The organism is Variovorax sp. GW821-FHT10D07, from assembly GCF_059415325.1.
Window position 1 is genome coordinate 18083 of record NZ_JBWKMZ010000022.1, and the last position, 25852, is coordinate 43934.

The following is a 25852-nucleotide window of genomic DNA, read 5'->3' on the forward strand; positions in this document are numbered from 1 at the left end:
TTTTTCGATCCCGAGGAAGCCGGGATCGCCGATCAGAAGTCGACCGTGGCCGACAGGCTGAAGGTGCGCGGGTTGCTCAGCACCAGGTAGCCCGAGCCCGGATAGCCGCCCACCGAGGCCCAGTAGTTGCGGTCGGCCACGTTCTCGATGCGCGCGCGCAGGGTCAGCAGCTTGCCGTTGCCGACTTCGGTGACGTAGCGCGCACCCACGTCCAGGCGCGTCCAGCCGGGCACGCGCAGCGTGTTGATCGCATCCGCGTAGCTCGAGCCGCTGGTCACGACGCGGCCGTTGAGCGACAGGCCCTGCACGCCCGGCACGTCCCATTCGACGCCGATGCTGCCCTGCGCCTTCGGCACGCCGATCACGCGCTTGCCATCGGTGGTGAGGCTGCCCGTTTCCTTCTGCTTGGCGTCGAGCCAGGTCACGCCACCGAGCACGCGCAGGCCCTTGGTCGCCTCGCCGAAGACGTTGAGCTCGACACCGCGGTGGCGGTCCTCGCCGCCGGCCTGGAACGAGCCGTTGGCCACGAAGGCGCGCGGCTTCGCGGTGCTGAACAGCGCCAGGCTGCCGCCGATGCGGCCGGCGTCGTACTTGACGCCGATTTCCTTCTGCTTCGACACGTAGGGACGCAGCGACTGGCCGGCGTTGAGCACCGGCTGGCCGTTCGATTGCGCGGGAGCGCTCTCGCCGGGCGACAGGCCCTCGATGTAGTTCGCATAGACCGACAGGTCCTCGCGCGCCTTGAACACGATGCCGGCCACTGGGCTGGTGCGGCTCTGGTCGTACGAGGTGACGGTGCCGCCGGCCGAGGTCAGCTTGCCGCCGCTCACGATCTGGTAGCTGATGTCGCTGGTCTCGATCGACTGGCGGCGCACGCCGAGCGTGACGAGCAGGCGGTCGTCCAGGAAGGACATCGTGTCGCCGATCGCCACGCTCTTGAGCGTGATGGTGCCGTTCAGGCGCGGGCTCGCGAGGTTGTTGCCCAGGTAGGTGAGCTGCGTGGGCAGGTAACCGCGCGGGTAGTAGATGTTGCTGGCGAGCGTCCCGCCGGTGCCCAGGCCCAGGCCGTAGGCGTTCTTCTTGTCGAGGTCGAAGTAGGAGTAGCCCAGCACCCACTCGTGGCCCACGCTGCCGGTGCGCGCCTTGCCGCGGATGCCGAGCTCGGCGGTCTTGACCTTGTCCTCGCGCGTGTTGTCGAAGCGGCTGGTGGTGAAGGCGCCGGTCAGGCCGTTGGACACCGTCGGGCCCGCGAGCGAGTTGTTCTCGTAGCTGCTGCGCGCGCCGGCCGCGGCCCAGGCCGTGATGTTCGGCGTGATGTCGTATTCGCCGCGCACCGAGCCGAAGGTGTCGCGCTCGTAGGAATAGGTCCAGGGCTGGGCGAAGTTGGTGTCGTTGTCGGGCGCCTTGGGCACCACGGTGACGGCGCTGCCGAGCGTGACGTTGGGGCGCGTGTTGCGCAGGCGGTGCTCCTGGTGGCCGATGTCGGCCGAGATGCGCGCGTCGCGGCTGCGCCAGTCGAGGCCGACCGCCAGCGCATCGAGCTTGACGCCTTCGCCGTTCACCGCCGTGCCGCCGTCGCGGTGGACGGCATTCACGCGCACGCCCACGCTGTCGTCGGGACCGAAGCGGCGCGCGATGTCGGTCGCGGCATAGGACTGCGAGCCGCTCGCGGTGCCGAGCGTGAACTGCGTGAGCGCTTCGTTCGGCGCGCGCTTGGGCAGCAGGTTGATGGTGCCGCCGATGCCGCCGCCCGTGGGTGCCGCGCCGTTGAGGAAGGCGCTCGCGCCGCGGAACACTTCCACGCGCTCGAACAGCTCGGAGGCGATGTACTGGCGCGGCAGCAGGCCGTACAGGCCGTTGTAGGCGATGTCGTCGGAATTGACGATGAAGCCGCGGATGAAATAGGACTCCTGGAAGTTGCCGAAGCCGCGCGCCACGCGCACCGAGGGATCGTTCTGCAGCACGTCGGCCACGCTGCGGGCCTGCTGGTTCTGGATCAGCTCGTTGGTGTAGTTGTTGCTCGAGAACGGCGTTTCCATCATGTCCCGGGTGCCCAGGATGCCGGCGCGGCCGCCGCGCGCCACCTGGCCGCCGGCGTAGGGCTTGGCCAGGCCTTCGGCCGAGGCATCGGCACTGGCTTCGACGGTGATGGTGCCCAGCGCGGCGCCGGGGGCGGTGGGAGCGGTCGCGGCAGCCGGTGCCGGCGCGGCGCTCTGCGCCGAGGCCGTCAGGGCATGGAGGGCGAGCAGCGTCGCGGCGACGGTCGGGCGGAGGCTGGCGCGGAGAAGGGCGGAGGAGGCGGGCATGGACGGTTCGATTTCACGCAAATGAGAACCGTTATTGTTAACGGACTCCGTCCAGCCGCCGATACTTTCTTGCAGTGTTGCAAAAATGTGTCAGAAAAAACGTTTCATTCGAAGGGCCATCGGCCGCGAGTCAGCAAGCTCGCTGCAGGAAGGCCGCACTGGCCGATCCTTCAATGCCCCGAGCGCCGCCCGTCCACGAACACGTGCAGCTCGCCTGGCTCGAACGCGGTCCATTCCTCGTTGGTGGTCAGCGGCGCCGTCACCACCACGGCGACGCGGTCGTTGGGCGTGGTGTGCTGGGCGAAGTCGATCTCGAGGTCCTCGTCCGACAGCTGCGCGGTCACGAAGGGATGGCGCCGTTCCACGTACCAGAGGTGCGTGGAGGCATGGGCCCACAGCGCCTGGCCGTTGGAGAGCATGAAGTTGAAGGTGCCGTGCCGCGCGAGCTGGGGCGCGAGTTCGCGCAAGGTGAGCGTGAGCTCCTCGACGCTCGGCACGCCCACATGCGACTTCGCGAGCTCCTGCATCAGCCAGCAGAAGGCGTGCTCGCTGTCGGTGTTGCCCACCGGGTGGAAGTTGCCGTGCAGCCGCGGGCGGAAGTCCTTCAGGTCGCCGTTGTGCGCGAACACCCAGTAGCGGCCCCACAGCTCGCGCACGAAGGGGTGGCAGTTCTGCAGGTTGACCTCGCCCTGGGTGGCCTTGCGGATGTGGGCGATGACGTTGCGGCTCTGGATCGGGTAGCGCCGGATCAGCTCGGCCACCGGCGACTCGCAGGCCGGCTGGTGGTCGACGAAATGGCGCAGGCCGCGGTCCTCGAAGAAGGCGATGCCCCAGCCATCGGCGTGGTGGTCGGTGCGGCCACCGCGCTGCGCGAACCCCGTGAAGCTGAAGGTCACGTCGGTCGGCGTGTTGCAGTTCATCCCTAGCAATTGACACATGGGGGCCATTAGACACCGCCCCCGCTTACCCGAGCGCCCGGGTTTGCTTCCGCGTCAGCGCAGGAAGCGGCCTTCCTTGGTCACGCGGACCATCTCGATGAAGCGCGAGCCGGTGTTGCTGGCGCCGGTGAAGTCGAGCTCCATGCCGGCGATGCGCAGCTTCATCGCCTTGAGCGCCGCATGCAGCCGCGCGCGCGTGAGGTCGCGCCCGGCGCGGCGCAACGACTCGATCATCACCAGCGCGTTCACGTAGCCCTCGAAGCTCAGGTAGCCGATGTCGACCTTGGCACGCTCGGCGAGCTGGCGGTAGTCGCGCGCCACCGGCTCGACCTCGCTCCAGGGATAGGGCACCACCTGCGAGATCGCCAGCCCGCTGGTCTTGTCGCCCACCAGTTTGGCCGTGACGTCGCCCGGCACGATCGACATGCCGTAGAACATCTGGCGCCCGCCCGCGTCCCAGGCGCTCTTCATCACCTCGCCGCCGATGGCGCCGCCCAGGTACATGATCACCGCCTGCGCCTTGCTGTCGGCCAGCGCCTTGCCCATGGCGGCGTTGGTCGAGCCATCGCCCTTGACCGCCACGGCCGCCACCGGCTTGAGCTGGTGTGCCGCGAGCGCGGCCTCGACCAGCTTCGTGACCTCGGCGCCGCCCGGGTTGTCGAGGCAGGCCGAGGCGATGCGCGTCACGCCGATGGTCGTGAGGTGCTGCACCAGCGCCTGCGCCTCGCGCGCGAAGGTGGCGCGCACGAAGTAGCCCGAGCCCATGACCTTCTCGCGCGCCGAATCCGACACCGCGTAGCCCGCGACCATCGGCGCGCCGCTTTGCGACAGCACCTTGGCCGCGGCCGCGGTGGTGGCCGAGCCGACGCAGCCGAAGAACGCGAACACGCGGTGCTCGCCGAGCAGCTTCTCGTAGTTGGCCACCGCTTTCTCGGGCGAGAGCTCGTCGTCGAGCGACACCAGCCGGATCTTGCGGCCCGAGACGCCGCCCTGCGCGTTGACGGCGTCGAACGCCAGCCCGGCGCCGGCCATCACCACCTTGATCGGCGCGCCCAGCGGGCCGCTCAGGATGCCGGTGTGGCCGAGCACCACCTCGGTGTCAGTGACCCCGTTCTCGGCCGCGCGGGCCACGGAAAAAAGGCCAAGGCTGGCCGCGGCCGCCGAGGCGGCCATGAAGTTCCGACGATGCATGGGAGAAAACCGTCCAATCGATACAACTGATAACAATTGAAATCGATGGGCGCGTGTTTGCCCGCAGGGGTTTACCCCGGCTTGCGGGGCGCGTCGCCGGGATTCGCGCGGATGCGCAGCTGCCAGGCCGCGCAGATCGCGAGCGCGCACAGGCCGGCCAGCATCGCGAACACCTCGTCGAAGGCCGCCAGCCGCGCCGGGCTGGTCTGCGGGTTGGCGAGCGAATCGCCGTGCGCCGCCAGCCGCCACTCGAGCACGATCGCGCACAGGCTCACGCCGGCCGCGCCGCCGAGCATGCGCACGAAGTTGATCGCGCTCGCGCCCTGCGGGATCAGCGGCTTGGCCAGCGGCCGCATCGAGCCCAGGTTCAGCGAGGGCAGGATGAAGCCCAGCCCGATGCGCCCGACGATCGCGAACGCCACCAGCAGCCACAGCGCGCTGTCGGCGCGCAGCACCATCATCAGCGCGAACGAGGCCGCCAGCAGCGCCAGCCCGATGCTCACCAGCGCCCAGGTCGGCTGCCGGTCGGCCAGCCGGCCCACGCCCGCGATGGTGGCCGCCAGCACGAAGCCGGCCGGCAGCAGGATCGTGCCCACGTGCGAGGCCGAGAGGTGCAGCCCGACCTGCATGTAGACCGGCAGCAGGTAGGTGGAGCCGAACAGCGCGGTGCCGTAGATGAAGGCGACCACGCTGCCCATCGCGAACTGGCGGTAGCCGAACAGCGCGAGGTTCATCAGTGGCGTGCCGCCCGCGGCCGCCAGCCGCCGCTGCCACCAGATGAAGAGCCCGAACGAGAGGAGCGCGCCGCCCAGCAGCGCGGCCGCCTCGAGCGGCGAATCGCCGCGCAGCGCCACCAGCCCGTTGAGCAGGCACAGCGTGCCCACGGTGCCGAGCGCGAGGCCGCGCACGTCGAGCCCGCCGCTGCGCGCCGCGACCGCGCCGCCGGGCGCGGTGGTCGGCACGAACTTGTAGGCCAGCCACAGCGAAGCGAGGCAGAACGGCACCACCATGTAGAAGATCGAGCGCCAGCCGAACAGGTCGACCAGCACGCCGCCGATGCTCGGGCCGATGGCCGGCGCCAGCACCACGCCCATGCCGAAGATGCCGCTCGCGCGGCCCTGCTCGTGGGGCTCGAAGGCGCGCAGGATGATGATCGCGGGGATCGGCTGCACCACGCCCGCGGCCAGGCCCTCGGCCACGCGCGCCAGCAGCACCAGCGAAAAATCGTTGGCCATGCCGCCCGCGACACCGCCGGCCAGCAGCAGCAGCATCGTGCCCACGTAGGTGCGCCGGTAGCCGTAGCGCGCCAGCAGCCAGGGCGTGGTGAGCATCGAGACCGTCATCGCCACCATGAAGCCCGAGCTCACCCACTGGGCGCGCTCCTGGCCCAGCGAGAAGTGGTGGCTCATGCCGGGGATCGCCACGTTGACGATGGTCGAGGACATGATCGACGCCATGGTGCCGACCATCACCGACAGCAGCAGGTACCAGCGGTAGCGTTCGCCGTAGCGCGCGCGCAGCGGGCCCATGGCGGGTGTCGGGGCCGGCGTGGCGGCTTCGGGCGTCTCGTGGTGGGTCATCGGCGGTGGGGGAGCGGCGGGCGTGAAGGTCGGCGATGCCGGGCCCGTCGTCCTACAAGCATATCGGGCTTTGCGCGGCGGGCCGCATCGAAGGCGGCTCCACAATGCCCGGGCTGTCCCGCATCCGACCCTCCGCCGACATTACACAAAGACGACCATGGATCACTCTCCCCCCGCGACGAACGACGAAACGACGCCCGAGTTCGCCGAGGGCGCGACCACCCTGGCCGCCGAGCTCGCCGCGCCCACCGTCACGCGCGCCTACCGCTGCCAGTGCGGCCGGCCCGTGTTCCTGCGCAACAGCGAATGCCTGGCCTGCCACACGCCGCTGGGCTACGTGGAGGACAGCCTCGGCGTGGTGCCGCTCGCGCCCGCTGCGGCCGAGGACGCCAGCGGCAACGCCGTCGCCGAGCCCGACAGCTACACGATCTTCGGCGACCCGCAGGGCCCGACCTACCGCCGCTGCGCCAACCTGATGACGCCCGCGGCCTGCAACTGGATGGTGCCGGTGGCGCGCCCCGGCCAGGCGCTCGCGCCCGACACGCACGGCCTCGCGCCCGGCTACTGCCTGGCCTGCAGCGTCACGCGCACCATTCCCGATCTCTCGGTGGCCGGCAACGACGAACTCTGGCGCAAGCTCGAGCAGGCCAAGCGGCGCCTGATCTCGCAGCTGCTCGCGCTGCGGCTGCCGGTGGTGAGCCGCCATGCCGATCCGGTGCATGGCCTGGCCTTCGACTTCCTGAGCAACGTGCCGGGCGGCCCGCACGTGATGACCGGCCACGACACCGGCATCATCACCCTCAATGCCGAGGAGGCCGAGGACGCGGTGCGCGAGCGCATCCGCACCGAGATGCGCGAGCCCTACCGCACGCTGGTGGGCCACTTCCGCCACGAGATCGGCCACTACTACTGGGACCTGCTGGTGCTGCCCTCGGCCTGGCTCGAGGACTTCCGCACGCTGTTCGGCGACGAGCGCGCCGACTACGGCGCCGCGCTGCAGCAGCACTACAACCAGGGCCCGCCGCCCGACTGGGCGCAGCGCTTGGTGAGCAGCTACGCCAGCATGCATCCGTGGGAGGACTGGGCCGAGACCTGGGCCCACTACCTGCACATGGCCGATTCGGCCGACACCGCGATGAGCTTCGGCGTCGATGCCACCAACGTCGAGCTCACGAGCGACCTCTTCACGCCCGAGGACCTGTGGCGGCCCGAGCATCCCGAGGCCGCGAAATTCCTCGACTTCATCAACAGCTGGGTGCGGCTGACCAACGTGCTCAACGAGCTGTCGCGCAGCATGGGCCAGCCCGACTTCTATCCCTTCGTGCTGCCGCGCACCGCGGTCGGCAAGCTGCAGTTCATCCACTGCGTGGTGACCGAGCTGCGCGGCGACGGCGGGCCTTCGCTGGTGACGGCGCAGGACGTGGAGGCGGCGGCCGAGGCCGCTGCGGAAGCGCAGGAGCAGGCACAGGAGCAGACGCAGGTGCAGGGACAGCAGCAGTCGCAAGGGCAGACGGCTGAGGCGCCGGCCCAGCCCGCGGTTCAGTCGCCCTGAGCGCCCGCCGCGCAGCGCGCGCAGATGCAGGCCTGGCCGCGCAGCGCCTCGGGCAGGCGCTCGAGTGGCGCCAGCGAGAAATCCACCGCCATGCACCAGCACGGCGGCTGCGGCTGGCCGGTCTCGCGCTCGATCTCCATCGCGCAGCGGTTCGCTTCGCCGCACAGCGGGCAGCGCGTGGCGTCGAGCGCCTGCACCGTGTTCGCCATCACGCGAGCTCGAACGGCGGCAGCTTCTTCGGCACGGCCACGTTGTTCAGCGTGGCGTAGACCGGCAGGCCGCCGCGGTAGGCCGGGTAGTCCTCGCCCTCGATCAGCGGCAGCAGGTAGCGCCGGCATTTCTCGGTGATGCCGTAGCCGTCGTCGGAGATGAAGTCGCGCGGCATCGGCTTCTCGACATTGGCCACCGAGGCCAGCGGCGCGCTGCCGATGGCGTAGGCATAGGGCAGGTCGGAGGTGCGCTCGATCGTCGGCATCACCGCGTTGTGGCCCTCGAGCGCGAGCTCGACCGCGCGCTGACCGAGTTCGTAGGCCTGGCGCACGTCGGTGGCCGAGGCGATGTGACGCGCCGCGCGCTGCAGGTAGTCGGCCACCGCCCAGTGGAACTTGTGGCCCAGCGCGTCCTTCACCATCTGCGCCACCACGGGCGCCGCGCCGCCGAGCTGCGCATGGCCGAAGGCGTCGCGCGTGCCCTGCTCGGCGAGGAAGGTGCCGTCGGGATGGTGGCAGCCCTCGGACACCACCACCGAGCAGTAGCCGTGCTGCTTCACCAGCGCATCGACGCGCGCGAGGAAGCGTGTCTTGTCGAACTCGATCTCGGGGAACAGCACCACCACCGGAATGCCCTGGTCGGCCACGAGGCCGCCGGCCGCCGCGATCCAGCCCGCGTGCCGGCCCATCACCTCGAGCACGAACACCTTGGTCGAGGTGGCGGCCATCGAGCGCACGTCGAACGAGGCCTCGAGCGTGGACACCGCCACGTACTTCGCGACCGAGCCGAAGCCCGGGCAGCAGTCGGTCAGCGGCAGGTCGTTGTCGATGGTCTTGGGCACGTGGATGGCTTGCAGCGCATAGCCCATCGACTGCGAGAGCTGGCTCACCTTGAAGCAGGTGTCGGCCGAATCGCCGCCGCCGTTGTAGAAGAAGTAGCCGATGCCGTGCGCCTTGAAGACCTCGATCAGCCGCTCGTACTCGCGCCGGTTCTTCTCGAGCGATTTAAGCTTGTAGCGGCAGGAGCCGAAGGCGCCCGCGGGCGTGCTGCGCAGCGCGGCGATGGCCTCGGCCGGCTCGGCGCCGGTGTCGATCAGGTCCTCGGTCAGCGCGCCGATGATGCCGTTGCGCCCGGCATAGACCCGGCCGATGCGATCGGGATGTCGGCGCGCCGTCTCGATCACGCCGCAGGCCGAGGCATTGATGACCGAGGTGACACCGCCCGACTGGGCGTAGAAGGCATTGGTGGGGTTCGTGGGCATGCGGGGTTCCTTCGCGCGGAGAGGAGAGAGGCATTCTGGCGCAGTCGCCGTCGGGCGGCCAACCGGCACGTGTCGTCACCGTCCGCGATTACAGTGCGTCGTGCAGCCTCGCACCCTACGCCGCGTGCATGAAAGCGTCGTGCATCGCCTCGCGTCGCTGCCCATCTTGTTGCACACCTGACCCTGTCTGGAGTTCATGCATGAGCATCTTTTCTCGCTTCTTCGGCCGCAAGAGCGAGTCCGCCGACGCCGATGACGCCCATGACGTCGGCGCGCTGGCGGCGAATCCCGACGTCGAGAACCCCGTTGCGCTGACCGTGGTGTTCGCGCAGCCGCTGCAGCTCGACATCGCCGCGTTCGGCCAGGCACTGCGCGGCTTCCATGCCTCGACCGCCGATGCGCGCAGCGAGATCTCTCCCGATCCCGGTCCCTTCATCGCGCTGGCGGGATGGAAGAAGCACGTGGTGCGCATGGTCGGCTTCGACGCGCCGATGCAGGCCGAGGCGCTCGAGAACTGCGTGGCGCCTGCGCACTATCCGCAAGCGCTGAAGGCGCAGGTGCGCGCGCACCGGGGCCATGTGATCCTCTACTACGGGGGGTACGAGGCCTCGGTGCTCGAGCAGTACGTGGCGCTCGCGACCGTGGCCGGCGCGCTGGCCCGACTCGGCGCGCTCGCGGTGCTCAATGAAGCGGCACGTACCTCGCTGCCCGCGGCGGTGTTCGATGCCGAGGTCGAGGGCGATCGCATCGAACTGCTGCGCTACCTGGACCTGACCGCGCTGTATTGCGGCTTCGTCAAGTACGAGGTCGAGGGCGTGCAGGGCGTGTGGATGCGCACCTATGGCGCCGATCGCTTCGGCCACGCCGACCTCGCCGTGCTGGCCGAAGGCCATCACGAGGGCGAGATCTACTTCCAGATGTTCAGCAACGTGCTGCGGTACCTGATCGACAGCGGCGCCGAGCTGGGCGCGGGCCACACCATGCAGGCCGACAAGAACAGCTTCCTGCGGCTGCGCGCGCCCTTGGCAACCGAGTACTTCCTCGACGGTCCCGGTCCGGTGCTGGTGGTCGAGGTGATCGGCGCGGACGAGATCAACCAGCGGCCGCACTGAGGCGCGCCGCTCAGCGCCCCGGAAACTCCGGCGCGCGCTTTTGCAGGAACGCGCTCACGCCCTCGCGAAAGGTCGCTCGCTCGATCAGCTCGCGCTGGCGCTCGCTCTCGTAGTGCAGCTGCTCGGGCAGCGTGTGGCGCTCGGCCGCGGCGAAGGCGGCGCGCGCCTCGGTCACGGCGTGCGCGGGCAGGCGCGCGAGGCGCTGCGCGGTCTCGCGGGCCTCGGCCATCAGGTTCTCGTCGTCCACGCAGCCCCAGATCAGGCCCCACTGCACCGCGCGCCCGGCGCCGAGCCGCTCGTCGAGCAGCGCCATGCCCATCGCGCGCGCCCGGCCCGCGCGGTGCGGAATGGCCCAGGTGCAGCCCAGGTCTGGCACGATGCCGAGCTTGGGCAAAAAGGGCAGGTAGAAGTAGGCGCTGCGCGCCGCCAGCGTGATGTCGGCCGCGAGCGCGAGGCCCACGCCGGCACCGGCGGCCGCGCCGTTGACGGCGGCCACCACGGGGATCGGCATCGACTGCAGCGTCTCGATCAGCGGGTTGCTCAGCGACTGCATCCACTCGGCGGTCTGGTCGCCGAGCGTCTTGCCGTCCTGCGGCGGGCGCATCGCGCTGAGGTCGGCGCCCACGCAGAAGGCCTTGCCCGCGCCCGTGAGGATCAGGGCGCGCACGGCGCGGTCGTCGCGGATGCGTTCGAGGTGGGCGCGCAATTCCTGCTGCAGCTCGATCGCCAGCGGGTTGAGCTTGGCCGGCAGGTTGAGCGTGAGAGTGGCGATGCCCTCGTCGAGCGCGTAGAGCACGCAGGGCTGCGCGCCCGGGTCCTGTGGTGGCTGCTGCGTCATCGGAATCTCTCCACGTGTTCGTCGGCTCGGATGTTCGGCGGGAATGGATGACCGTGCACGGCGCCCAAAGAAAAAGCCGCCCGTCGACGGGGCGGCGCTGGCTGGCGTGCTCCGGTTCCCTGGCATCGATGGTTCGATGCTGGGGGGCCAGGGTCAAGCCGGGGACAACCCGTGGGGCAGCAGTCGCCAAGGCGACCGCCGGCGCGCGGGCACTGGCAGCGGGATCGCGGCCGGCTGCGCGTCCGACACCGTGATGCGCGCGGGCTCGAGCGCCGACACCAGGATGCGGCGGTGCTCGGTGCCCTCGAAGCGCTCGCCGGGCTCGAGCACGATGTCGCGCGGATCGCGGTCCAGGGTGACCCAGACCGAGCCGCTGCGGCATTCGATACCCACGCCGGCGCCATCGGCCACGGCGAAGACCGCGCGCGCCGGCAGGCTGAGCTGGAAGCAGGAAGGGAAGGGGGTGCTCATGGCAAGCTCCATTGCATTCGTCATGCGAATGAATATATTGAGCGCCCAGTCCTTTACAAACGGTCTTTTGGAACTCATTGCATGCGTATCGAGAATGCAAAGAAGGCCTCGCCGGCCCAGCCCCAGAGCGTGGTCGACCTGCCGCCGCTGGAACTCATGCGCAGCTTCGAGGCGGCCGCGCGCCGGCTGAGCTTCACGCTCGCCGCGACCGAGCTGCACCTCACGCAGTCGGCCGTGAGCCGGCAGATCCAGCAGCTCGAGGCCAGCCTGGGCGTGCTGCTGTTCGAGCGCCGCCATCGCGCGCTGGTGCTGACCGAGGCCGGTGGCGTGATGCAGCGCGCCGTCACCGACAGCCTGGAGCGGCTGCGCGATGCCACCGCGCGCGTGCGCGCCGGCTCGGCGCCGCGCCAGGTCGCGATCACCACCACGCCGGGCTTCGCCTCGCTGTGGCTGATCCCGCGGCTCGCGCGCTTCACCGGCAGCCATCCGCAGGTCGATGTGCGCGTGTCGGCCACGCTCGAGGTGCTCGACCTCGAACGCAGCCGCGTCGACGTGGCGGTGCGGCTGATGCCGGTCTCGCGCGGCAAGGGGCCGGCGCTGTTCGAGGAGAGCGTGGTGCCGCTGTGCTCGCCCGCGCTTGCCAAGTCGCTGCGCAAGCCGGCCGATCTCGCGAACCTCACCTTGCTCACGGTCGAGTACCCCGACCACAGCGAAGCACCCACGATCGACTGGGAACCCTGGCTCAAGGTGATGGGGCTGCACGACCTGCGCATGAAGAGCACGCTGCGCTTCACGCAGTACGCCGACGCGGTGGGCGCGGCGGTGGCGGGGCAGGGCGTGGTGATCGGGCGCCTGCCGCTGCTGCGCGAGCTGATGCGCGAGGGTCGGCTGGTGGCGCCGCTGGGCGAGGGTGCGGCCTCGCAGCGCGGCTACTTCGTCGAGACCTCGCGGCGTGCCGCGGGCAACCGCGACGCGCTGGAGTTCGCGCAGTGGCTGCGCGAGGAGGCCGAAGAGGCCGAAGCAGCGCAGCGCGCCTGAGCACGCCGCGCCGGCGGGCGATCAGCCCGGCAGCAGCACCTTGTTCACGACGTGGATCACGCCGTTCGACTGGTAGACGTCGGCGATCGTCACCATCGCGGTGCCGCCCTTCGCGTCGGTCACGAGCACGTTGCTGCCGCTCATCATCGCGGTCAGCGTGCCGCCGCTCGCGGTCTTCAGGGTGGCCTTGCCGCCGCCGGCCTTGATCGCGTTCATCAGCGCGGCGCTGTCCATGCGGCCGGGCACCACGTGGTAGGTCAGCACCGTCGTCAGCGTGCCCTTGTTCTCGGGCTTGAGCAGCGTGTCGACCGTGCCGGGCGGCAGCGCGGCGAAGGCCGCGTTGGTCGGTGCGAACACGGTGAACGGGCCGGGGCTCTTGAGCGTGTCGACCAGGCCCGCGGCCTTCACCGCCGCGACCAGCGTCGTGTGGTCCTTCGAATTCACCGCGTTGTCGACGATGTCCTTCGTGGGATACATCGGTGCGCCGCCGACCATGGGCGTGTTCGTGTTGCTGCTGCCACCCATGCCCATGCCGCCCGCGCAAGCGCCGAGCAGGACCGAGACACCGAGTGCGATGACGAGTTTCTTCATGAAGGTCTCCTTGAGGAGTGCGCCATGCGCGCACCGCCGTGTGTCTGTGGAACCGCCAACAGCGCGGAGGCGCGATGCGCTTGAGACCAGTACGGGGCACATGCGCGGCTGGATTCGCGCGCCGGTTTTTTTCTTCGCTGCCGGCGCATGGGACACGTCGCCTTCGCGCCACAGCGTTGCACAACGGTCTTGCGCGCCGCGCGCGGCCTCGCCAGAATCCGGCCTTCATTTTTCAGCGACAGTTTTTCCTTCACGCGCGCACGGCGACGATCGACCTCCCGGGCGCCCCACCACTTCAATGAACCGTTCTCTGAACTCCTGACCGCACACCGACCGCCCCGGCCGGATGTGCATCCACGCATCCCGCCGCGGCCGTATCGACAAGGGCCCCGCGCGCAAACGTTCGCCGGGGCCTTTTTGTTTTTGATCCGGAGTGTGTGCACATGAGTGCTCAGCGAAAGGCCCGCGACGACGAGAAGCGTCTGGGCCGGTTCTATTTCTCGGTGCCGGGCGAAGCCCCGCGCAATCCCGTCGTGGCCGCGATGGCACGCCGCGCATCCAGCCAGGGTGCGGGCCGCCACCTGCGCACGCATCGCGCCGAGCGGCGCGCGCAGAAGGTCGCGCTGCAGAAGGCGGCGCGCGGACTGAAGGAGGACTGACCATGCGTGAAGACATGGACAAGGTGATCGTCGAACGCCCGCGCGGCGGCTGGCGCGTGCAGGGCGACGGCCGCCCCTGGCGCAACAGCCCCGAGCGCGGCTCGCACCTGGGCATGCGGCGCGGCTACCAGCGCCCCAAGTGGCTCAGCGAGAACCTGCAGCCGCTCAAGCGCTGGCTGCACAAGCAGGTGCATCGGCCCTGGGACAAGGTGTGGAGCGAACTCTGCGAAGGCATCGACCGGCGCAACACGGTGCAGGCGCACATCTTCGTGCACATCGACCAGTTCGTCGAACGCCAGGCCGAGCTGCGCGAGGGCGAGGTGTGGGTGCCGGGCCGCATGTGGCAGCAGCGGATGGTGCCGTTGCGCGAGTCGGCGTCGGTGGAGCTGTTCGTGCATCCCGGCACGGGCATCCTGCTGCCCAACCGCCACCTGCAGCGCGCGAAGCAGCAGCGCAAGGCCGAGTGGGCCGAGCGCTATGGCAGCCGCGACACGGTGCGGCCCTATGCGCCCTATCACGTCATCGATGCCGTCACGCAGTGGCACCGCATCGATGGCGCCTGGTGGGAGGTGAGGCTCGCGCGCTTGCCCGAGGCGCGCGGCGGCGAGGCCGAGCCGCGGCGCTACGACGTGCTGCGCCGCTGCTTCGTCACGCGCAAGGGTTGCGAGGCGCCGGCCTTCGGCAGCACCGATGCGCAGGCCATGTACGGCCGGCCGCACGTGTACGCGCAAGGCATGCGCCGGCTGGGCCGGGTGGAGGTGCGCTCGCGGCTCGGTTGAGCCTCAGCGTCCCGCGGCGATCGCGCCCGTGCGTTCGTGCGCGCGCGGCAGCAGCAGGAAGGCCGTGGTGCCCGCGGCCAGCATCAGCGCGATGGTGAGGAACACCGCGCGGAACGGCTCGACGCCGTTCGTGGCCGCCCACGAGGCGGCCACGCCGGTGGTCCACTGCATCAGCGAGACGCCGAGGAACATCGCCATGTTGAGCAGCGACAGCGCGCGCCCGGTCATCGCGGCTGGGTAGGCGGCGCGCGTGTACGAGTACTGCAGCACCGAGTAGCCCGAGAGCAGGCCGTAGAGGATCGGCAGGCCGATGTCGACCGCCAGCGACTGCGTGAACGCCATCAGCGCGAACATGATCGCGGCCGCCGAGGCGCAGCCCATGAGCCAGCGCCCGCGCCGCGCGCCGCCGGGATCGAGTCGGCCGAACAGGGCCGGGCTGATCATGCCCGCGACGGTCATCACCAGCGCCACGTTGCCGCTGCTCACGAGCGAGAGCCCGTGGCGGTCGTGCAGCACCGGGCCGAGCCATAGGCCGCGCAAGGTGATGAAGGCCGCGTACGAGACGCAGGCGAAGCACAGCAGGCCCAGCGTGTGCGGCATCGCGAACAGCGGCAGCAGCTCGCGCACCGCCTTGCCCACCGTCTGGCGCTGCGTGGCCTGCGCATGCGGCGGCTCGTGCACGCGCCAGAACACGAAGCCCCACGACAGCACCGCGAAGCCCGCGAGGCAGGCATAACCCGCGCGCCAGCTCGCGGCCTCGATCAGCAGCGCCAGCGGCGTGCCGGTGAACAGGATGCCCAGGCCCGCGAGGCTCATGACCAGGCCCGACATCGCGGTGAAGCGCGCGGCCTCGAAGTGGCGCGCGATGAACACGGTGCAGGCCAGGAAGGCCGGCGCGCAGCCGACGCCGATCATCGCCTGGCCGAGCAGCAGCGCATGGAAGCTCGGCGCCAGCGCGCACAGCACCGCGCCCGCGATCGCGAGCGGAAAGGCCGTGAGCACCGTGCGGCGCACGCCGTACATGTCGATCGAGACGCCCATCGCGAGCTGCGTGGCGCCGAACATGAAGTGGAAGGTGCCGGCCCACAGGCCGAGCGCCTGCGCCGTGAGGCCGAAGTGCTGCGCGAGCGGCGTGGCCATCATCGCGCCGACGGTGCGGAAGGCCTGGCTCAGCGCGAAGGCCGAGGCCAGCACGATCAGCATCGAGGTGGCCGAGCGTGCGCGGGCCGGGGAGAACGTCATGGGACAGCAGGAAACGGAGAGCGGCACGCATCCTAACCAGCCATGAAAAACGGCGCCCGAAGGCGCCGCGGTTCGCGAGTCCTTCGCTCGGCGATCAGGCTTCGCCCTTGACCTTCAGGCGCCAGGCGTGCAGCAGCGGCTCGGTGTAGCCGCTGGGCTGCTCGATGCCCTTGAACACCAGGTCCTGCGCGGCCTTGTAGGCGGCCGAGCTGTCGAAGTGGCCGGCCATCGGCTGGTACAGCGGGTCGCCGGCGTTCTGCTCGTCGACCACCTTGGCCATGCGCTGGAAGGTCTCGTCGACCTGCGCCTTGGTGACCACGCCGTGCAGCAGCCAGTTGGCGATGTGCTGGCTCGAGATGCGCAGCGTGGCGCGGTCTTCCATCAGGCCCACGTTGTGGATGTCGGGCACCTTCGAGCAGCCCACGCCCTGGTCGATCCAGCGCACCACGTAGCCCAGGATGCCCTGCACGTTGTTGTCGATCTCCTGCTGCTTCTCGGCCTCGGTCCACTTGGCTTCGGCGGCGATCGGCACCTGCAGCAGCGCGTTCAGGATGTTGTCGCGCTCGGCGTCGGCGTCGATCTTCTCGAGCTCCTGCTGCACCGCGGTCACGCTGACCTGGTGGTAGTGCAGCGCATGCAGCGTGGCGGCGGTGGGCGAGGGCACCCAGGCGGTGTTGGCACCGGCCTTCGGATGGCCGATCTTCTGCTCGAGCATGGCGGCCATCAGGTCGGGCATGGCCCACATGCCCTTGCCGATCTGCGCCTTGCCGCGCAGGCCGCACGACAGGCCGACCAGCACGTTGTTCTTCTCGTAGGCGCCGATCCAGGCGCTGGCCTTCATGTCGCCCTTGCGGATCATCGGGCCGCCCTGCATGGCGGTGTGCATCTCGTCGCCGGTGCGGTCGAGGAAGCCGGTGTTGATGAAGGCGACGCGCGCGGCGGCCTCGGCGATGCAGGCCTTGAGGTTCACGCTGGTGCGGCGCTCCTCGTCCATGATGCCGAGCTTCACGGTGTTGGCCGGCAGGCCCAGCAGCTGCTCGACGCGGCCGAACAGCTCGCTCGCGAAGGCCACTTCGGCCGGGCCGTGCATCTTGGGCTTGACGATGTAGATGCTGCCGGTGCGCGAGTTGCCCTTGCGCTTGAGGTCGATCATCGCGATGGTGGTGGTCACCACGGCATCGAGGATGCCTTCGGGGATCTCCTTGCCGCCGTCGTACAGCACGGCCGGGTTGGTCATCAGGTGACCCACGTTGCGCAGGAACATCAGCGAGCGGCCATGCAGCTTGATCGGCTGGCCGTTGGCGCCGGTGTATTCGCGGTCGGGGTTGAGGCCGCGCGTGAAGGTCTTGCCGCCCTTGGCGACTTCTTCCGTCAGCGTGCCCTGCACGATGCCGAGCCAGTTCGCATAGGCGACCACCTTGTCGGCGGCATCGACCACGGCCACCGAGTCCTCGAGGTCGAGGATGGTCGACAGCGCGGCCTCGAGCACCAGGTCGCTGACGCCGGCGGCGTCGCTCTTGCCGATCGGGGTGGAGCGGTCGATGCGGATGTCGAGGTGGATGCCGTTGTGCTTGAGCAGCACCGACGACGGGGCCGAGGCATCGCCCTGGTAGCCGATGAACTGCGCGGGATCGGCCAGCGCGGTGCTGCTGCTCTGCAGCGCGACGACCAGCTGGCCGTCCTTCACGCTGTAGCCGGTGGCGTTCTTGTGCGAGCCGTTGACCAGCGGCGCGGCCTGGTCGAGCACGTTGCGCGCGAACTCGATGACCTTGGCGCCGCGCACGGGGTTGTAGCCCTTGCCCTTCTCGGCGCCGCCGGTTTCGGGAATGGCATCGGTGCCGTACAGCGCGTCGTACAGCGAGCCCCAGCGCGCGTTGGCGGCGTTGAGCGCATAGCGTGCGTTGAGGATCGGCACCACCAGCTGCGGGCCGGCCTGCTGTGCCAGTTCGGCGTCGACGTTGGCGGTGGTCGCCTTCGCGCCCTGGGGCTGCGGCAGCAGGTAGCCGATCTTCTCGAGGAAGGCGCGGTAGGCCGGCATGTCGGCGATCGGGCCGGGGTTCTTCTTGTGCCAGGCGTCGAGCTCGCTCTGCAGGCGGTCGCGCTCGGCGAGCAGCGCCACGTTCCTGGGCGCGAGGTCGGTGACGATGGCGTCGAAACCCTTCCAGAAGGTCTCGCTGGCCACGCCGCTGGCGGGCAGCACCTTCTCCTCGACGAAGCGGTGGAGTTCGGTCGCGACCTGGAGTCCGTGGGCGGTAGTGCGGGCGGTCATGTTTTCTCCTCGGGGACGAAATGCAAAGCGATGCGGTGGGGTGTATTCGGATTCGGGGCGCGCGCATGCGCGATCCATAACCTCCACTTTATTGCATACCGTAGTGAAGAGTAATAGCTCAAAGCGGGATTAATCGATGACAAAAATGAATGTAATCGGCGCCGCTCACCGTCATTGCGTTCACCCGCGGCCTGCAATGCGTTCACCGGCCCGCGGCTTCGGGAAGGGTAGGCCCCGATGGCCGCGCCGGGCCGGCCGGATAAATTTAACTTCTTAAATAAATCCGCCTTTTTGCACCGACGACATGACCGCCCCGAAGATCCTCCTGGCCTCCAACGAAAACCCGCTCGGCATGCCCGAGTCGGCGCGCCGCGCGGCCGCCGACGCGCTCGCGGGCGCCGGCACCTACCCCGACAGCAACGGCAGCGCGCTCAAGCAGGCGCTGGCCGCGCGCCTGGACGTGCCGCCCGAATGGCTGGTGCTGGGCAGCGGCTCGAGCGAGATCCTCGAGCTGGCCGCGCAGGTCAGCCTGAAGCCGGGCGAGAGCGTGGTCTATTCGCAGTACGGCTTCGTGGTCTACGCCCAGGCCACGGCGCACGCCCATGCGCGCGCCACCGTGGTGCCGGCGCGCGACTTCGGCCACGACCTCGACGCGATGCGCGCGGCGATCGGCGAGGACACGCAGCTGGTCTTCGTCGCCAACCCCAACAACCCCACCGGCAGCTTCATCGAGGCCGCGCCGCTCGAGGCCTTCCTGCAGTCGGTGCCGGCGCACGTGACGGTGCTGCTCGACGAGGCCTACACCGAGTACCTCGCGCCCGCGCAGCGCTACGACAGCATCGGCTGGGCGCGGCGGCTGCCGAACCTGATCGTGGCGCGCACCTTCTCCAAGGCCTTCGGCCTCGCGGGCCTGCGCATCGGCTACGGCGTGGCGCAGCCCGCGCTGGCCGCGCGCATGAACGCGCAGCGCCCGCGCTTCAACGTCACGACGCCGGCGCTGGCCGCGGCCACGGCCGCGCTGGGCGACGCGGACTTCCTCGCGCGCAGCTACGAACTCAACACCGCCGGGCGCGCGCAGCTCGCGGCGGGCTTCGACGAACTCGGCCTCGCGCATCTGCCTTCGTCGGGCAACTTCCTGGCGGTGAAGGTGGGCGACAGCGCCGCGGTGCATGCGCGGCTGCTGGCCGCGGGCATCGAGGTCTCGCTGCTGGGCAACTACGGCCTGGGCGAATGGCTGCGCATCTCGGTCGGCCTGCCCGAGCAGAACCGTGCGTTGCTGGCCGCCTTGCGCTGAGGAACGAAGAGATCCAGGGACGACGACACGACAACAACGCGACAGACCATCCACCCCCGAGGAGACAGACCCCCATGAAACGCCGTCAGTTCGCAGCGCAGGCCGCTGCATTCGCCGCCGCCGCCGCCATCGCGCCGCGGTCCTTCGCGCAGGAGCGCACCCTGCGCATCCTGGTGGGCTTCCCGCCCGGCGGCTCGGCCGACGTGGTCGCGCGCCTGCTGGCCGACAAGATGCGCGTGACGCTCAACCAGAACGTCATCATCGACAACAAGCCCGGCGCGGCCGGCCGGCTCGCGCTCGCCGAGGTCAAGCGCTCGGCGCCCGACGGCAACACGCTGGTGTTCTCGCCGAGCGGCGCGCTGGTGATCCATCCGTGGCTCTACCCGAGCCTCGGCTACGACCCGGTCAAGGACTTCACGCCGGTCGCGCTCGCGGGCACCTTCGACTTCGCGGTCACGGCCGGCCCCGGCGCGCCGGCCGGCGACCTGAAGGCGGTGCTGGCCTGGATGAAGGCCAACCCCACCAAGGCCAACTACGCGACCTCGGGCGCGGGCACGGTGCCGCACTTCGCGGGCCAGCTGCTGGCGCAGGCCTCGGGCGTGCCGATGACGCACGTGGCCTACCGCGGCGGCGCGCCGGCCGCGCAGGACCTGATCGGCGGCCAGGTGCCGCTGATGGTCGACACGGCCTCGGAGACCATCGAGCACCACCGCGCGGGCAAGGTGCGCATCCTCGCGATGACCGGCGCGCAGCGCAACCGCTCGCTGCCCGAGGTGCCCACGCTCAAGGAGGCCGGCATCGACGTCACGGCCAATGCCTTCTTCGGCCTCTATGGCCCGGCCGGCCTGCCGGCCGACACGGTGCAGCGCCTCGACCGCGCCGTGGCCGAGGCGCTGCGCGCGCCCGACGTGCAGGAGCGCATCTACGCGCTGGGCCTGGTGCCCACGCACGCCGGCCCGGCCGAACTCGCGGCCACGCAGGCGGCGCACCTGAAGATGTGGGAGCTGCCGATCAAGAACTCGGGCTTCAAGGCCGAGGGCTGAGCGAGGCGCTCAGACCAGCCCGGTCAGCTCGCGCGCCGCCGAGAGCACCGCCTCGGCATGGCGCGCTTCGTAGCGATGCGCGGGCATGGTCAAGGTGACCGCCGCGGCCAGGCGGCCGTCGCCATGGAACACCGGCGCCGAGATGCCCGCGAGTTCGGCGCTGCGGTCGCCTACCAGCGCGCAGAAGCCCAGCGCGCGGATCTCCTCGTAGCGCCGGCGCTCGGCCGCGGCGCGCGGCAGCTCGGCCTCGGGCCCCCAGGCGATCAGCACGCGCGCGCCCGCGCCGCGGTCGTTGGGCAGCAGGTCGCCGGCACGCACGTGGTCGCGCACCACCTGCGGCGAATCGACGCGGAACTGGCACAGCCGCACCCAGCCCGTGCCCTGCGGCTGCCGCACGTGGTAGGCCGCGCTCTCGCCGGTGGCCGCGACCAGCGCGCGCAGCACCGGCAGCACGATGCGGTCGAGCGACTGCGCGGCCGCGTAGAGCCCGTGCAGCCGCGCGATCTCCGAACCGAGCGCATAGCGGCCGTCGTCCTGGCGGCGGATCAGCCGTGCGTGCTCGAGCGAGGCCAGCAGGCGCAGCACCGTGCTCTTGTAGAGCTGCGTGCGCTCGGCGAACTGCGCGAGCGACAGCGCCTCGTCGCCGGGGCGGAAGGCACCGAGCAGGCTCAAGGCGCGGTCGACCGCGGCCGCGCCTCCGGGCGCGGCATCGCGGTCGGACATCGATTCAGTCTGGGCTTTGCGGGGCATGGGCAGGGCCTGTGGCTTGACAGCGATGCCGGGGCCGGCGTCTAATTCTGTTCTGCAAAATATAGTTCTGTCAGATAGAACTGTCAAATTTCCGATGACAACCCCAGATGTGCTCATCAGCGAGGTCGGTCCGCGCGACGGCCTCCAATCGGTCGCGGCCACCATGCCCACGGCCGACAAATTGCGCTGGATCGATGCGCTGCACGCCGCCGGCGTGCGCGAGATCGAGGTCGCCTCCTTCGTGCCCGCGAAGCTGCTGCCCCAGATGGCCGACGCGGCCGAGGTGGTGCGCCATGCGATCACCTTGCCGGGCCTCGTCGTGATGGCGCTGGTGCCCAACCGCAAGGGCGCGCAGGCCGCGCTCGAGGCCGGCGTGCACAAGCTCACCATGCCGGTGTCGGCCAGCGTGGCGCACTCGCTGGCCAACGTGCGCAAGACGCCCACCGAGATGGTCGAGGAGGTGCGCGCCATCGCCGAGCTGCGCCGCGCGATCGCGCCGCAGGTGAAGCTCGAGGCCGGCATCTCCACCGCCTTCGGCTGCACCCTGCAGGGCCTGGTGCCCGAGGACGACGTGATCCGCCTCGCGGCCCAGTGCATCGAGGCCGGCGCCGACGAGTCGGGCCTGTCGGACACCGTGGGCTATGCCAATCCCGCCCAGGTGCGGCGGCTGTTCAAGCGGCTGCGCGCCGAGCTCGGCGCCCATGCCGGCGCGGCCCACATGCACAACACGCGCGGCCTCGGCATCGCCAACTGCCTCGCGGCCTGGGACGAGGGCGTGCGCACCTTCGACGCCTCGCTCGGCGGCCTCGGCGGCTGCCCCTACGCGCCCGGCGCCTCGGGCAACGCGGTCACGGAGGACCTGGTCTTCATGTTCGAGGCCATGGGCGTGCGCACCGGCATCGACATCGAGAAACTCATCGCGGCGCGCGCGCCGCTCATGGCCGGCCTGCCCGGCGAACCGGTCTACGGCATGACGCCCGAGGCCGGCCTGCCCAAGGGCTTCGCCCAGGAGAACACCGCACATGGCTGACACCAATCCGCTGCCCTACGCCGGCGTGCGCGTGGTCGAGTTCACCCACATGGTGATGGGGCCGACCTGCGGCCTGATCCTGGCCGACCTCGGCGCCGAGGTCATCAAGGTCGAGCCGGTCGAGGGCGACAACACGCGCCGCCTGCTCGGCTCGGGCGCCGGCTTCTTCCCGACCTTCAACCGCAACAAGAAGAGCATCGCGCTCGACCTCAAGCAGCCCGAGGGCATCGAGGCCGCGCTGCGGCTGATCGCCACGGCCGACATCGTGAGCGAGAACTTCAAGCCCGGCACGATGAAGAAGCTGGGCCTCGACTACGACACGCTCAAGACCCTGCACCCGGGCCTGATCTACGTGAGCCACAAGGGCTTCCTGCCCGGTCCCTACGACCATCGCACCGCGCTCGACGAGGTGGTGCAGATGATGGGCGGCCTGGCCTACATGACCGGCCGCTCGGGCGATCCGCTGCGCGCGGGCACCAGCGTCAACGACATCATGGGCGGCATGTTCGGCGCCATCGGCGCGATGGCCGCGCTGCGCCAGCGCGAGCTCACGGGCAAGGGCTGCGAGGTGCAGTCGGCGCTGTTCGAGAACAACGTGTTCCTGGTGGCGCAGCACATGATGCAGTTCGCCGCCACCGGCAAGCCGGCCGACCCGATGCCCAGCCGCATCTCGGCCTGGGCGGTGTACGACGTGTTCACGGTCAGGGACGGCGAGCAGATCTTCCTCGCGGCCGTCAGCGACAAGCAGTGGGCCGTGTTCTGCCAGGCCTTCGGCCTCGAGGAACTGGCGGCCGACCCGCGCCTGAAGACCAACAACGACCGCGTGCTGGCGCGCGAATGGATGATGCCGATCCTGCGCTCGCACCTCGCCGAGCGCAGCGCGGCCGAGCTCGCCGCGGTGTTCGAGCAGAACGAGCTGCCGTTCGCGCCCATCACCAAGCCGCAGGCGCTGTTCGACGACCCGCACCTCAACGCCACCGGCGGCCTCGCGCCGGTGCGCATGAACGACGGCCACATGGCCAAGGTGCCGCTGGCACCGTTCACCCTCGACGGCGTGCGGCCCGGCATCCGCCTGCAGCCGCCGCGCCTGGGCGAACACACCGTCGAGCTGCTGCGCGAAGCCGGCTACGACGACGCAGCGATCGAGGCGCTCCGGCGCCGCCACATCACCACAGGAGACTGATCCCATGACATCCATCCCACGGCGCGGCCTGCTGGCCGGCGTCGCGACCGCGTTCGCCTGCGCCCTGGCGCTCACCGCCTGGCCGGCCCATGCCGACACCGCCTGGCCCGACAAGCCGGTGCGCCTGGTCGTGCCCTACACGCCCGGCGGCGCCACCGATATCGTTTCGCGGCTGGTCGCGCAGAAGCTCGCCGAGGACACGAAGTGGAGCTTCATCGTCGACAACCGCGCGGGCGGCAACGGCAACATCGGCATCGACGTGGTCGCCAAGGCCAAGCCCGACGGCTACACCATCGGCATGGGCCAGACCGCGAACCTCGCGATCAACCCGACGCTGTTCCCGAAGATGCCCTACGACGCGCTGAAGGACGTGGTGCCGGTCTCGGTCGTCGCCGCGCAGCCCGTGGTGCTGGTGGTGCGCGCCGATTCGCCCTACCGCTCGCTGGCCGACTTCGTCGCCGCGGCCAAGGCCAGGCCCGGCGAGATCAAGCAGGCGCTGGCCGGCACCGGCACCCTGGGCCACATGGCCGGCGAGGTGCTCGCCAAGCGCGTGGGCTTCAAGGTGCTCAACGTGCCCTACAAGGGCGCGGCGCCGGCCATCACCGACCTGCTCGGCGGCCAGACCGACTGCATGTTCGCGACGCCGCAGGGCGCACTGTCGATGGTCAAGGCCGGCAAGCTGCGCGCGCTGGCCGTGACCTCGGCGAAGCGGCTGCCGGTGATGCCCGACATCCCCACCGTGGCCGAGACCTACAAGGGCTTCGAGGCGGTCGACTGGAAGGCGGTGGTGGTGCCCGCGGGCACGCCGAGCGAGATCGTGAAGAAGCTCAACGCCGCGATCGACAAGGCGCTGGCCAAGCCCGCGACCATCGCGCAGCTGCAGGCCGAGGGCAGCATGCCGGTGGGCGGCAGCCCCGAGCAGGCGGCGCAGTACGTGCGCGCCGAGCATGCGCGCTGGGGCGCGGCGGTGCGCGAGGCCGGGGTGCAGCCCGAATAGCCGGTCCCCGGGATGAGCCCGCGCGGCGCCGGGCTTCCCGCCGCCTCTATATAGTTCGGGCGCCATGGACCGCCTGAAGCAGCTCGAATCCTTCGTCTCGGTCGCCACGCGCGGCAGCCTCACCGCGGCCGCCAAGGCCGAGGGCGTGGCGCCCGCGATCATGGGGCGCCGGCTCGATGCGCTCGAGGAGCGCCTGGGCGTGAAGCTGCTGGTTCGCACCACGCGGCGCATCACGCTCACGCACGAGGGCAGCGCCTTCCTCGAGGACTGCCAGCGCCTGCTGGTGGAGTTCGCCAATGCCGAGGCCAGCGTGAGCGCGGGCGGCGTCAAGGCCAGCGGCCACCTGCGCGTGACCGCGCCCGCGGGCTTCGGCCGCCGCCATGTCGCGCCGCTGGTGCCGCGCTTCCATGCGCTGCATCCCGAGGTGACGATCTCGCTGAACCTCAGCGACCGCGTGGTCGACGTGGCCGGCGAGAGCTTCGACTGCGCGGTGCGCGTGGGCGACCTGCCCGATTCCTCGTTGGTCAGCGTGCGGCTGGCCGACAACCGGCGCCGCTGCGTGGCCACGCCCGAGTTCGTGCTGCGCCACGGCGCGCCGCGCCATCCGAACGAGCTGTCGCGCTTCGCCTGCCTCGCGCTCACCAGCGATGCCTCGCAGACGCGCGGCTGGGCCTTCCGCATTCCCGACGAGCAGGGCGGCCACGAGCTGATCCACCTGCGGCCCAGCGGCCCGCTCGACTGCTCCGACGGCCAGGTGCTGCACGACTGGTGCCTGGCCGGCCACGGCATCGCCTGGCGCAGCACCTGGGAGGTCGAGGCCGAGATCGACGCCGGTCTGCTGGTGCCGCTGCTCGACGAGTTCGCGGCACCGCCCAACGGCATCTACGCGGTGTTCGCGGGCGCCAAGCACCTGCCGCTGCGCGTGCGACTGTGGCTTGATTTCCTCAAAGACCAATACGGGCGGCCCGAATTCTGGGGTGGACGGACCTGAGCCGGGCGCGTGGCTGCACAATCTGTTTGCATTTGCAAACCCCACGCGCCCCGACGAAGAGAACGCCACGATGACCCTCGAAGCCATCCTCGCCTACCTGCATCTGCTGGCCATCCTCACGATGGTCGTCTTCATCGCCAGCGAGGCGGCGTTGTGCCGCGTCGAGTGGCTCAATGCCGCGGTGGTCGAGCGGCTCGCGCGCGTCGACATGGTCTACGGCATCGCCGCCGTGTCCGTGCTGCTGACCGGCATCGCGCGCACCCTCTGGGGCGTGAAGGGCACGGCCTGGTACTGGACCAATCCGCTGCTGCACCTGAAGCTGGGCCTGTTCATCGTGGTCGGCGTGCTGTCGATCTTCCCGACCCTGAACTACCTGCGCTGGCGCAAGGCGCTGCGCGCCAGCGGCACGCTGCCTTCGGAGGCCGAGGTGAAGAAGACGCGCAAGCTGGTGATGATCCAGGCCCACCTGATCGCCGTGATCCCGCTGGCCGCGGTGTTCTTCGCGCGCGGCTTCGGCAGCAAGTAGC

Annotated in this window: 24 protein-coding genes; 12 read left to right on the forward strand and 12 right to left on the reverse strand. The window is 70.3% G+C overall.

The features are described 5' to 3' along the window. Positions 1–32 precede the first annotated feature (32 nt). The 4 genes from AC07PU_RS38505 to AC07PU_RS38520 all read right to left on the reverse strand — a co-directional run bounded on the left by AC07PU_RS38505 (position 33) and on the right by AC07PU_RS38520 (position 6015). The gene (locus AC07PU_RS38505; RefSeq protein WP_398495410.1) at positions 33–2306 is read right to left on the reverse strand and encodes a TonB-dependent receptor; all 2274 of its coding nucleotides are present in this window, start codon (positions 2304–2306) and stop codon (positions 33–35) included. Positions 2307–2476: 170 nt separating this feature from the next. After that, positions 2477–3244: a class II glutamine amidotransferase gene (locus AC07PU_RS38510; RefSeq protein ID WP_495323162.1), complete on the reverse strand. Its 768-nt coding sequence runs from the start codon at positions 3242–3244 to the stop codon at positions 2477–2479. A gap of 54 nt (positions 3245–3298) precedes the next feature. Then, the gene (locus tag AC07PU_RS38515; RefSeq protein WP_495323163.1) at positions 3299–4435 is read right to left on the reverse strand and encodes an ABC transporter substrate-binding protein; all 1137 of its coding nucleotides are present in this window, start codon (positions 4433–4435) and stop codon (positions 3299–3301) included. 71 nt (positions 4436–4506) lie between these two features. Continuing rightward, the gene (locus AC07PU_RS38520) at positions 4507–6015 is read right to left on the reverse strand and encodes an MFS transporter (RefSeq protein WP_495323164.1); all 1509 of its coding nucleotides are present in this window, start codon (positions 6013–6015) and stop codon (positions 4507–4509) included. Between the two features lie 157 nt (positions 6016–6172). Here AC07PU_RS38520 and AC07PU_RS38525 point away from each other — a divergent pair, with 157 nt between their 5' ends. Next, complete coding sequence (locus AC07PU_RS38525; RefSeq protein WP_495323165.1) at positions 6173–7567, forward strand: zinc-binding metallopeptidase family protein; 1395 nt, start codon at positions 6173–6175, stop codon at positions 7565–7567. On the opposite strand, the gene AC07PU_RS38530 is transcribed toward AC07PU_RS38525, so the two are convergent. Beyond that, the gene (locus AC07PU_RS38530; protein WP_495323166.1) at positions 7555–7776 is read right to left on the reverse strand and encodes a cysteine-rich CWC family protein; all 222 of its coding nucleotides are present in this window, start codon (positions 7774–7776) and stop codon (positions 7555–7557) included. The two genes, AC07PU_RS38525 and AC07PU_RS38530, sit on opposite strands and share 13 nt — an antisense overlap. Continuing rightward, positions 7776–9038, reverse strand: a complete 1263-nt coding sequence (locus tag AC07PU_RS38535; protein WP_495323167.1) for a 6-phosphofructokinase — start codon at positions 9036–9038, stop codon at positions 7776–7778. Before AC07PU_RS38535 ends, AC07PU_RS38530 begins: the two co-directional genes overlap by 1 nt. Positions 9039–9238: 200 nt before the next feature. On the opposite strand from AC07PU_RS38535, the gene AC07PU_RS38540 reads away from it, so the two are divergent. Continuing rightward, positions 9239–10150 carry a DUF4261 domain-containing protein gene (locus AC07PU_RS38540; protein ID WP_495323168.1) on the forward strand — a complete coding sequence of 304 codons (912 nt, stop codon included), beginning with the start codon at positions 9239–9241 and terminating at the stop codon, positions 10148–10150. A 10-nt stretch (positions 10151–10160) separates the two neighbouring features. Here AC07PU_RS38540 and AC07PU_RS38545 read toward each other — a convergent pair whose 3' ends face one another. Beyond that, positions 10161–10988, reverse strand: coding sequence for an enoyl-CoA hydratase-related protein (locus AC07PU_RS38545; protein ID WP_296801685.1), 828 nt, complete (start codon positions 10986–10988; stop codon positions 10161–10163). Between the two features lie 153 nt (positions 10989–11141). Continuing rightward, positions 11142–11459 carry a DUF2917 domain-containing protein gene (locus AC07PU_RS38550; RefSeq protein ID WP_256222837.1) on the reverse strand — a complete coding sequence of 106 codons (318 nt, stop codon included), beginning with the start codon at positions 11457–11459 and terminating at the stop codon, positions 11142–11144. Positions 11460–11540: 81 nt separating this feature from the next. Between AC07PU_RS38550 and AC07PU_RS38555 the strand changes: the two genes are divergently transcribed. Further along, positions 11541–12497, forward strand: a complete 957-nt coding sequence (locus AC07PU_RS38555) for a LysR substrate-binding domain-containing protein (RefSeq protein ID WP_398495396.1) — start codon at positions 11541–11543, stop codon at positions 12495–12497. A gap of 21 nt (positions 12498–12518) precedes the next feature. Here AC07PU_RS38555 and AC07PU_RS38560 read toward each other — a convergent pair whose 3' ends face one another. Further along, positions 12519–13028 carry a fasciclin domain-containing protein gene (locus tag AC07PU_RS38560; RefSeq protein ID WP_296781751.1) on the reverse strand — a complete coding sequence of 170 codons (510 nt, stop codon included), beginning with the start codon at positions 13026–13028 and terminating at the stop codon, positions 12519–12521. A gap of 503 nt (positions 13029–13531) precedes the next feature. Here AC07PU_RS38560 and AC07PU_RS38565 point away from each other — a divergent pair. Beyond that, on the forward strand, positions 13532–13747 hold the full coding sequence (locus AC07PU_RS38565; protein ID WP_093350583.1) for a hypothetical protein: 216 nt from the start codon (positions 13532–13534) through the stop codon (positions 13745–13747). A gap of 2 nt (positions 13748–13749) precedes the next feature. Continuing rightward, entirely contained in the window at positions 13750–14526 is a 777-nt protein-coding gene (locus tag AC07PU_RS38570; protein WP_495323170.1) for a hypothetical protein, read from the forward strand. 3 nt (positions 14527–14529) lie between these two features. Here the strand turns inward: AC07PU_RS38570 and AC07PU_RS38575 are convergent, their stop codons facing one another. Further along, entirely contained in the window at positions 14530–15768 is a 1239-nt protein-coding gene (locus AC07PU_RS38575; RefSeq protein ID WP_495323171.1) for an MFS transporter, read from the reverse strand. A 94-nt stretch (positions 15769–15862) separates the two neighbouring features. After that, positions 15863–18037: a malate synthase G gene (locus tag AC07PU_RS38580; protein WP_495323172.1), complete on the reverse strand. Its 2175-nt coding sequence runs from the start codon at positions 18035–18037 to the stop codon at positions 15863–15865. Between the two features lie 304 nt (positions 18038–18341). Between AC07PU_RS38580 and hisC the strand changes: the two genes are divergently transcribed. Both hisC and AC07PU_RS38590 read left to right on the forward strand, forming a co-directional pair. Beyond that, positions 18342–19331, forward strand: a complete 990-nt coding sequence (hisC, locus tag AC07PU_RS38585; RefSeq protein ID WP_495323173.1) for a histidinol-phosphate transaminase — start codon at positions 18342–18344, stop codon at positions 19329–19331. Between the two features lie 74 nt (positions 19332–19405). Further along, positions 19406–20374, forward strand: coding sequence for a Bug family tripartite tricarboxylate transporter substrate binding protein (locus AC07PU_RS38590; protein WP_495323174.1), 969 nt, complete (start codon positions 19406–19408; stop codon positions 20372–20374). A gap of 9 nt (positions 20375–20383) precedes the next feature. Here the strand turns inward: AC07PU_RS38590 and AC07PU_RS38595 are convergent, their stop codons facing one another. Then, positions 20384–21124, reverse strand: a complete 741-nt coding sequence (locus AC07PU_RS38595; protein WP_495323175.1) for an IclR family transcriptional regulator — start codon at positions 21122–21124, stop codon at positions 20384–20386. Between the two features lie 94 nt (positions 21125–21218). Here AC07PU_RS38595 and AC07PU_RS38600 point away from each other — a divergent pair, with 94 nt between their 5' ends. The 5 genes from AC07PU_RS38600 (at position 21219) to AC07PU_RS38620 (ending at position 25851) form a co-directional block, all read left to right on the forward strand. Next, positions 21219–22154 carry a hydroxymethylglutaryl-CoA lyase gene (locus AC07PU_RS38600; RefSeq protein WP_495323176.1) on the forward strand — a complete coding sequence of 312 codons (936 nt, stop codon included), beginning with the start codon at positions 21219–21221 and terminating at the stop codon, positions 22152–22154. Beyond that, complete coding sequence (locus AC07PU_RS38605; RefSeq protein WP_495323178.1) at positions 22147–23337, forward strand: CaiB/BaiF CoA transferase family protein; 1191 nt, start codon at positions 22147–22149, stop codon at positions 23335–23337. The genes AC07PU_RS38600 and AC07PU_RS38605 overlap by 8 nt, the downstream gene beginning before the upstream one ends. Before the next feature lie 4 nt (positions 23338–23341). Next, positions 23342–24334, forward strand: coding sequence for a Bug family tripartite tricarboxylate transporter substrate binding protein (locus AC07PU_RS38610; protein ID WP_495323179.1), 993 nt, complete (start codon positions 23342–23344; stop codon positions 24332–24334). Between the two features lie 64 nt (positions 24335–24398). Continuing rightward, the gene (locus tag AC07PU_RS38615) at positions 24399–25325 is read left to right on the forward strand and encodes a LysR family transcriptional regulator (RefSeq protein ID WP_495323180.1); all 927 of its coding nucleotides are present in this window, start codon (positions 24399–24401) and stop codon (positions 25323–25325) included. Positions 25326–25395: 70 nt separating this feature from the next. Then, positions 25396–25851, forward strand: a complete 456-nt coding sequence (locus AC07PU_RS38620; protein ID WP_093350618.1) for a DUF2214 family protein — start codon at positions 25396–25398, stop codon at positions 25849–25851. The last annotated feature ends 1 nt before the right edge of the window (position 25852 follow it).

Bases quoted from the DNA above. Each gene is read 5' to 3' on its own strand.
- AC07PU_RS38615 (WP_495323180.1), top strand. From the start codon at position 24,399: ATGGACCGCCTGAAGCAGCTCGAATCCTTCGTCTCGGTCGCCACGCGC.
- AC07PU_RS38575 (WP_495323171.1), bottom strand. From the start codon at position 15,768: ATGACGTTCTCCCCGGCCCGCGCACGCTCGGCCACCTCGATGCTGATC.
- AC07PU_RS38605 (WP_495323178.1), top strand. From the start codon at position 22,147: ATGGCTGACACCAATCCGCTGCCCTACGCCGGCGTGCGCGTGGTCGAG.
- AC07PU_RS38555 (WP_398495396.1), top strand. From the start codon at position 11,541: ATGCGTATCGAGAATGCAAAGAAGGCCTCGCCGGCCCAGCCCCAGAGC.
- AC07PU_RS38510 (WP_495323162.1), bottom strand. From the start codon at position 3,244: ATGTGTCAATTGCTAGGGATGAACTGCAACACGCCGACCGACGTGACC.
- AC07PU_RS38505 (WP_398495410.1), bottom strand. From the start codon at position 2,306: ATGCCCGCCTCCTCCGCCCTTCTCCGCGCCAGCCTCCGCCCGACCGTC.
- AC07PU_RS38580 (WP_495323172.1), bottom strand. From the start codon at position 18,037: ATGACCGCCCGCACTACCGCCCACGGACTCCAGGTCGCGACCGAACTC.
- AC07PU_RS38595 (WP_495323175.1), bottom strand. From the start codon at position 21,124: ATGCCCCGCAAAGCCCAGACTGAATCGATGTCCGACCGCGATGCCGCG.
- AC07PU_RS38570 (WP_495323170.1), top strand. From the start codon at position 13,750: ATGCGTGAAGACATGGACAAGGTGATCGTCGAACGCCCGCGCGGCGGC.
- AC07PU_RS38565 (WP_093350583.1), top strand. From the start codon at position 13,532: ATGAGTGCTCAGCGAAAGGCCCGCGACGACGAGAAGCGTCTGGGCCGG.
- AC07PU_RS38540 (WP_495323168.1), top strand. From the start codon at position 9,239: ATGAGCATCTTTTCTCGCTTCTTCGGCCGCAAGAGCGAGTCCGCCGAC.
- AC07PU_RS38550 (WP_256222837.1), bottom strand. From the start codon at position 11,459: ATGAGCACCCCCTTCCCTTCCTGCTTCCAGCTCAGCCTGCCGGCGCGC.
- AC07PU_RS38600 (WP_495323176.1), top strand. From the start codon at position 21,219: ATGACAACCCCAGATGTGCTCATCAGCGAGGTCGGTCCGCGCGACGGC.
- AC07PU_RS38590 (WP_495323174.1), top strand. From the start codon at position 19,406: ATGAAACGCCGTCAGTTCGCAGCGCAGGCCGCTGCATTCGCCGCCGCC.
- AC07PU_RS38610 (WP_495323179.1), top strand. From the start codon at position 23,342: ATGACATCCATCCCACGGCGCGGCCTGCTGGCCGGCGTCGCGACCGCG.
- AC07PU_RS38535 (WP_495323167.1), bottom strand. From the start codon at position 9,038: ATGCCCACGAACCCCACCAATGCCTTCTACGCCCAGTCGGGCGGTGTC.
- AC07PU_RS38545 (WP_296801685.1), bottom strand. From the start codon at position 10,988: ATGACGCAGCAGCCACCACAGGACCCGGGCGCGCAGCCCTGCGTGCTC.
- AC07PU_RS38525 (WP_495323165.1), top strand. From the start codon at position 6,173: ATGGATCACTCTCCCCCCGCGACGAACGACGAAACGACGCCCGAGTTC.
- hisC (WP_495323173.1), top strand. From the start codon at position 18,342: ATGACCGCCCCGAAGATCCTCCTGGCCTCCAACGAAAACCCGCTCGGC.
- AC07PU_RS38560 (WP_296781751.1), bottom strand. From the start codon at position 13,028: ATGGGCATGGGTGGCAGCAGCAACACGAACACGCCCATGGTCGGCGGC.
- AC07PU_RS38530 (WP_495323166.1), bottom strand. From the start codon at position 7,776: ATGGCGAACACGGTGCAGGCGCTCGACGCCACGCGCTGCCCGCTGTGC.
- AC07PU_RS38620 (WP_093350618.1), top strand. From the start codon at position 25,396: ATGACCCTCGAAGCCATCCTCGCCTACCTGCATCTGCTGGCCATCCTC.
- AC07PU_RS38520 (WP_495323164.1), bottom strand. From the start codon at position 6,015: ATGACCCACCACGAGACGCCCGAAGCCGCCACGCCGGCCCCGACACCC.
- AC07PU_RS38515 (WP_495323163.1), bottom strand. From the start codon at position 4,435: ATGCATCGTCGGAACTTCATGGCCGCCTCGGCGGCCGCGGCCAGCCTT.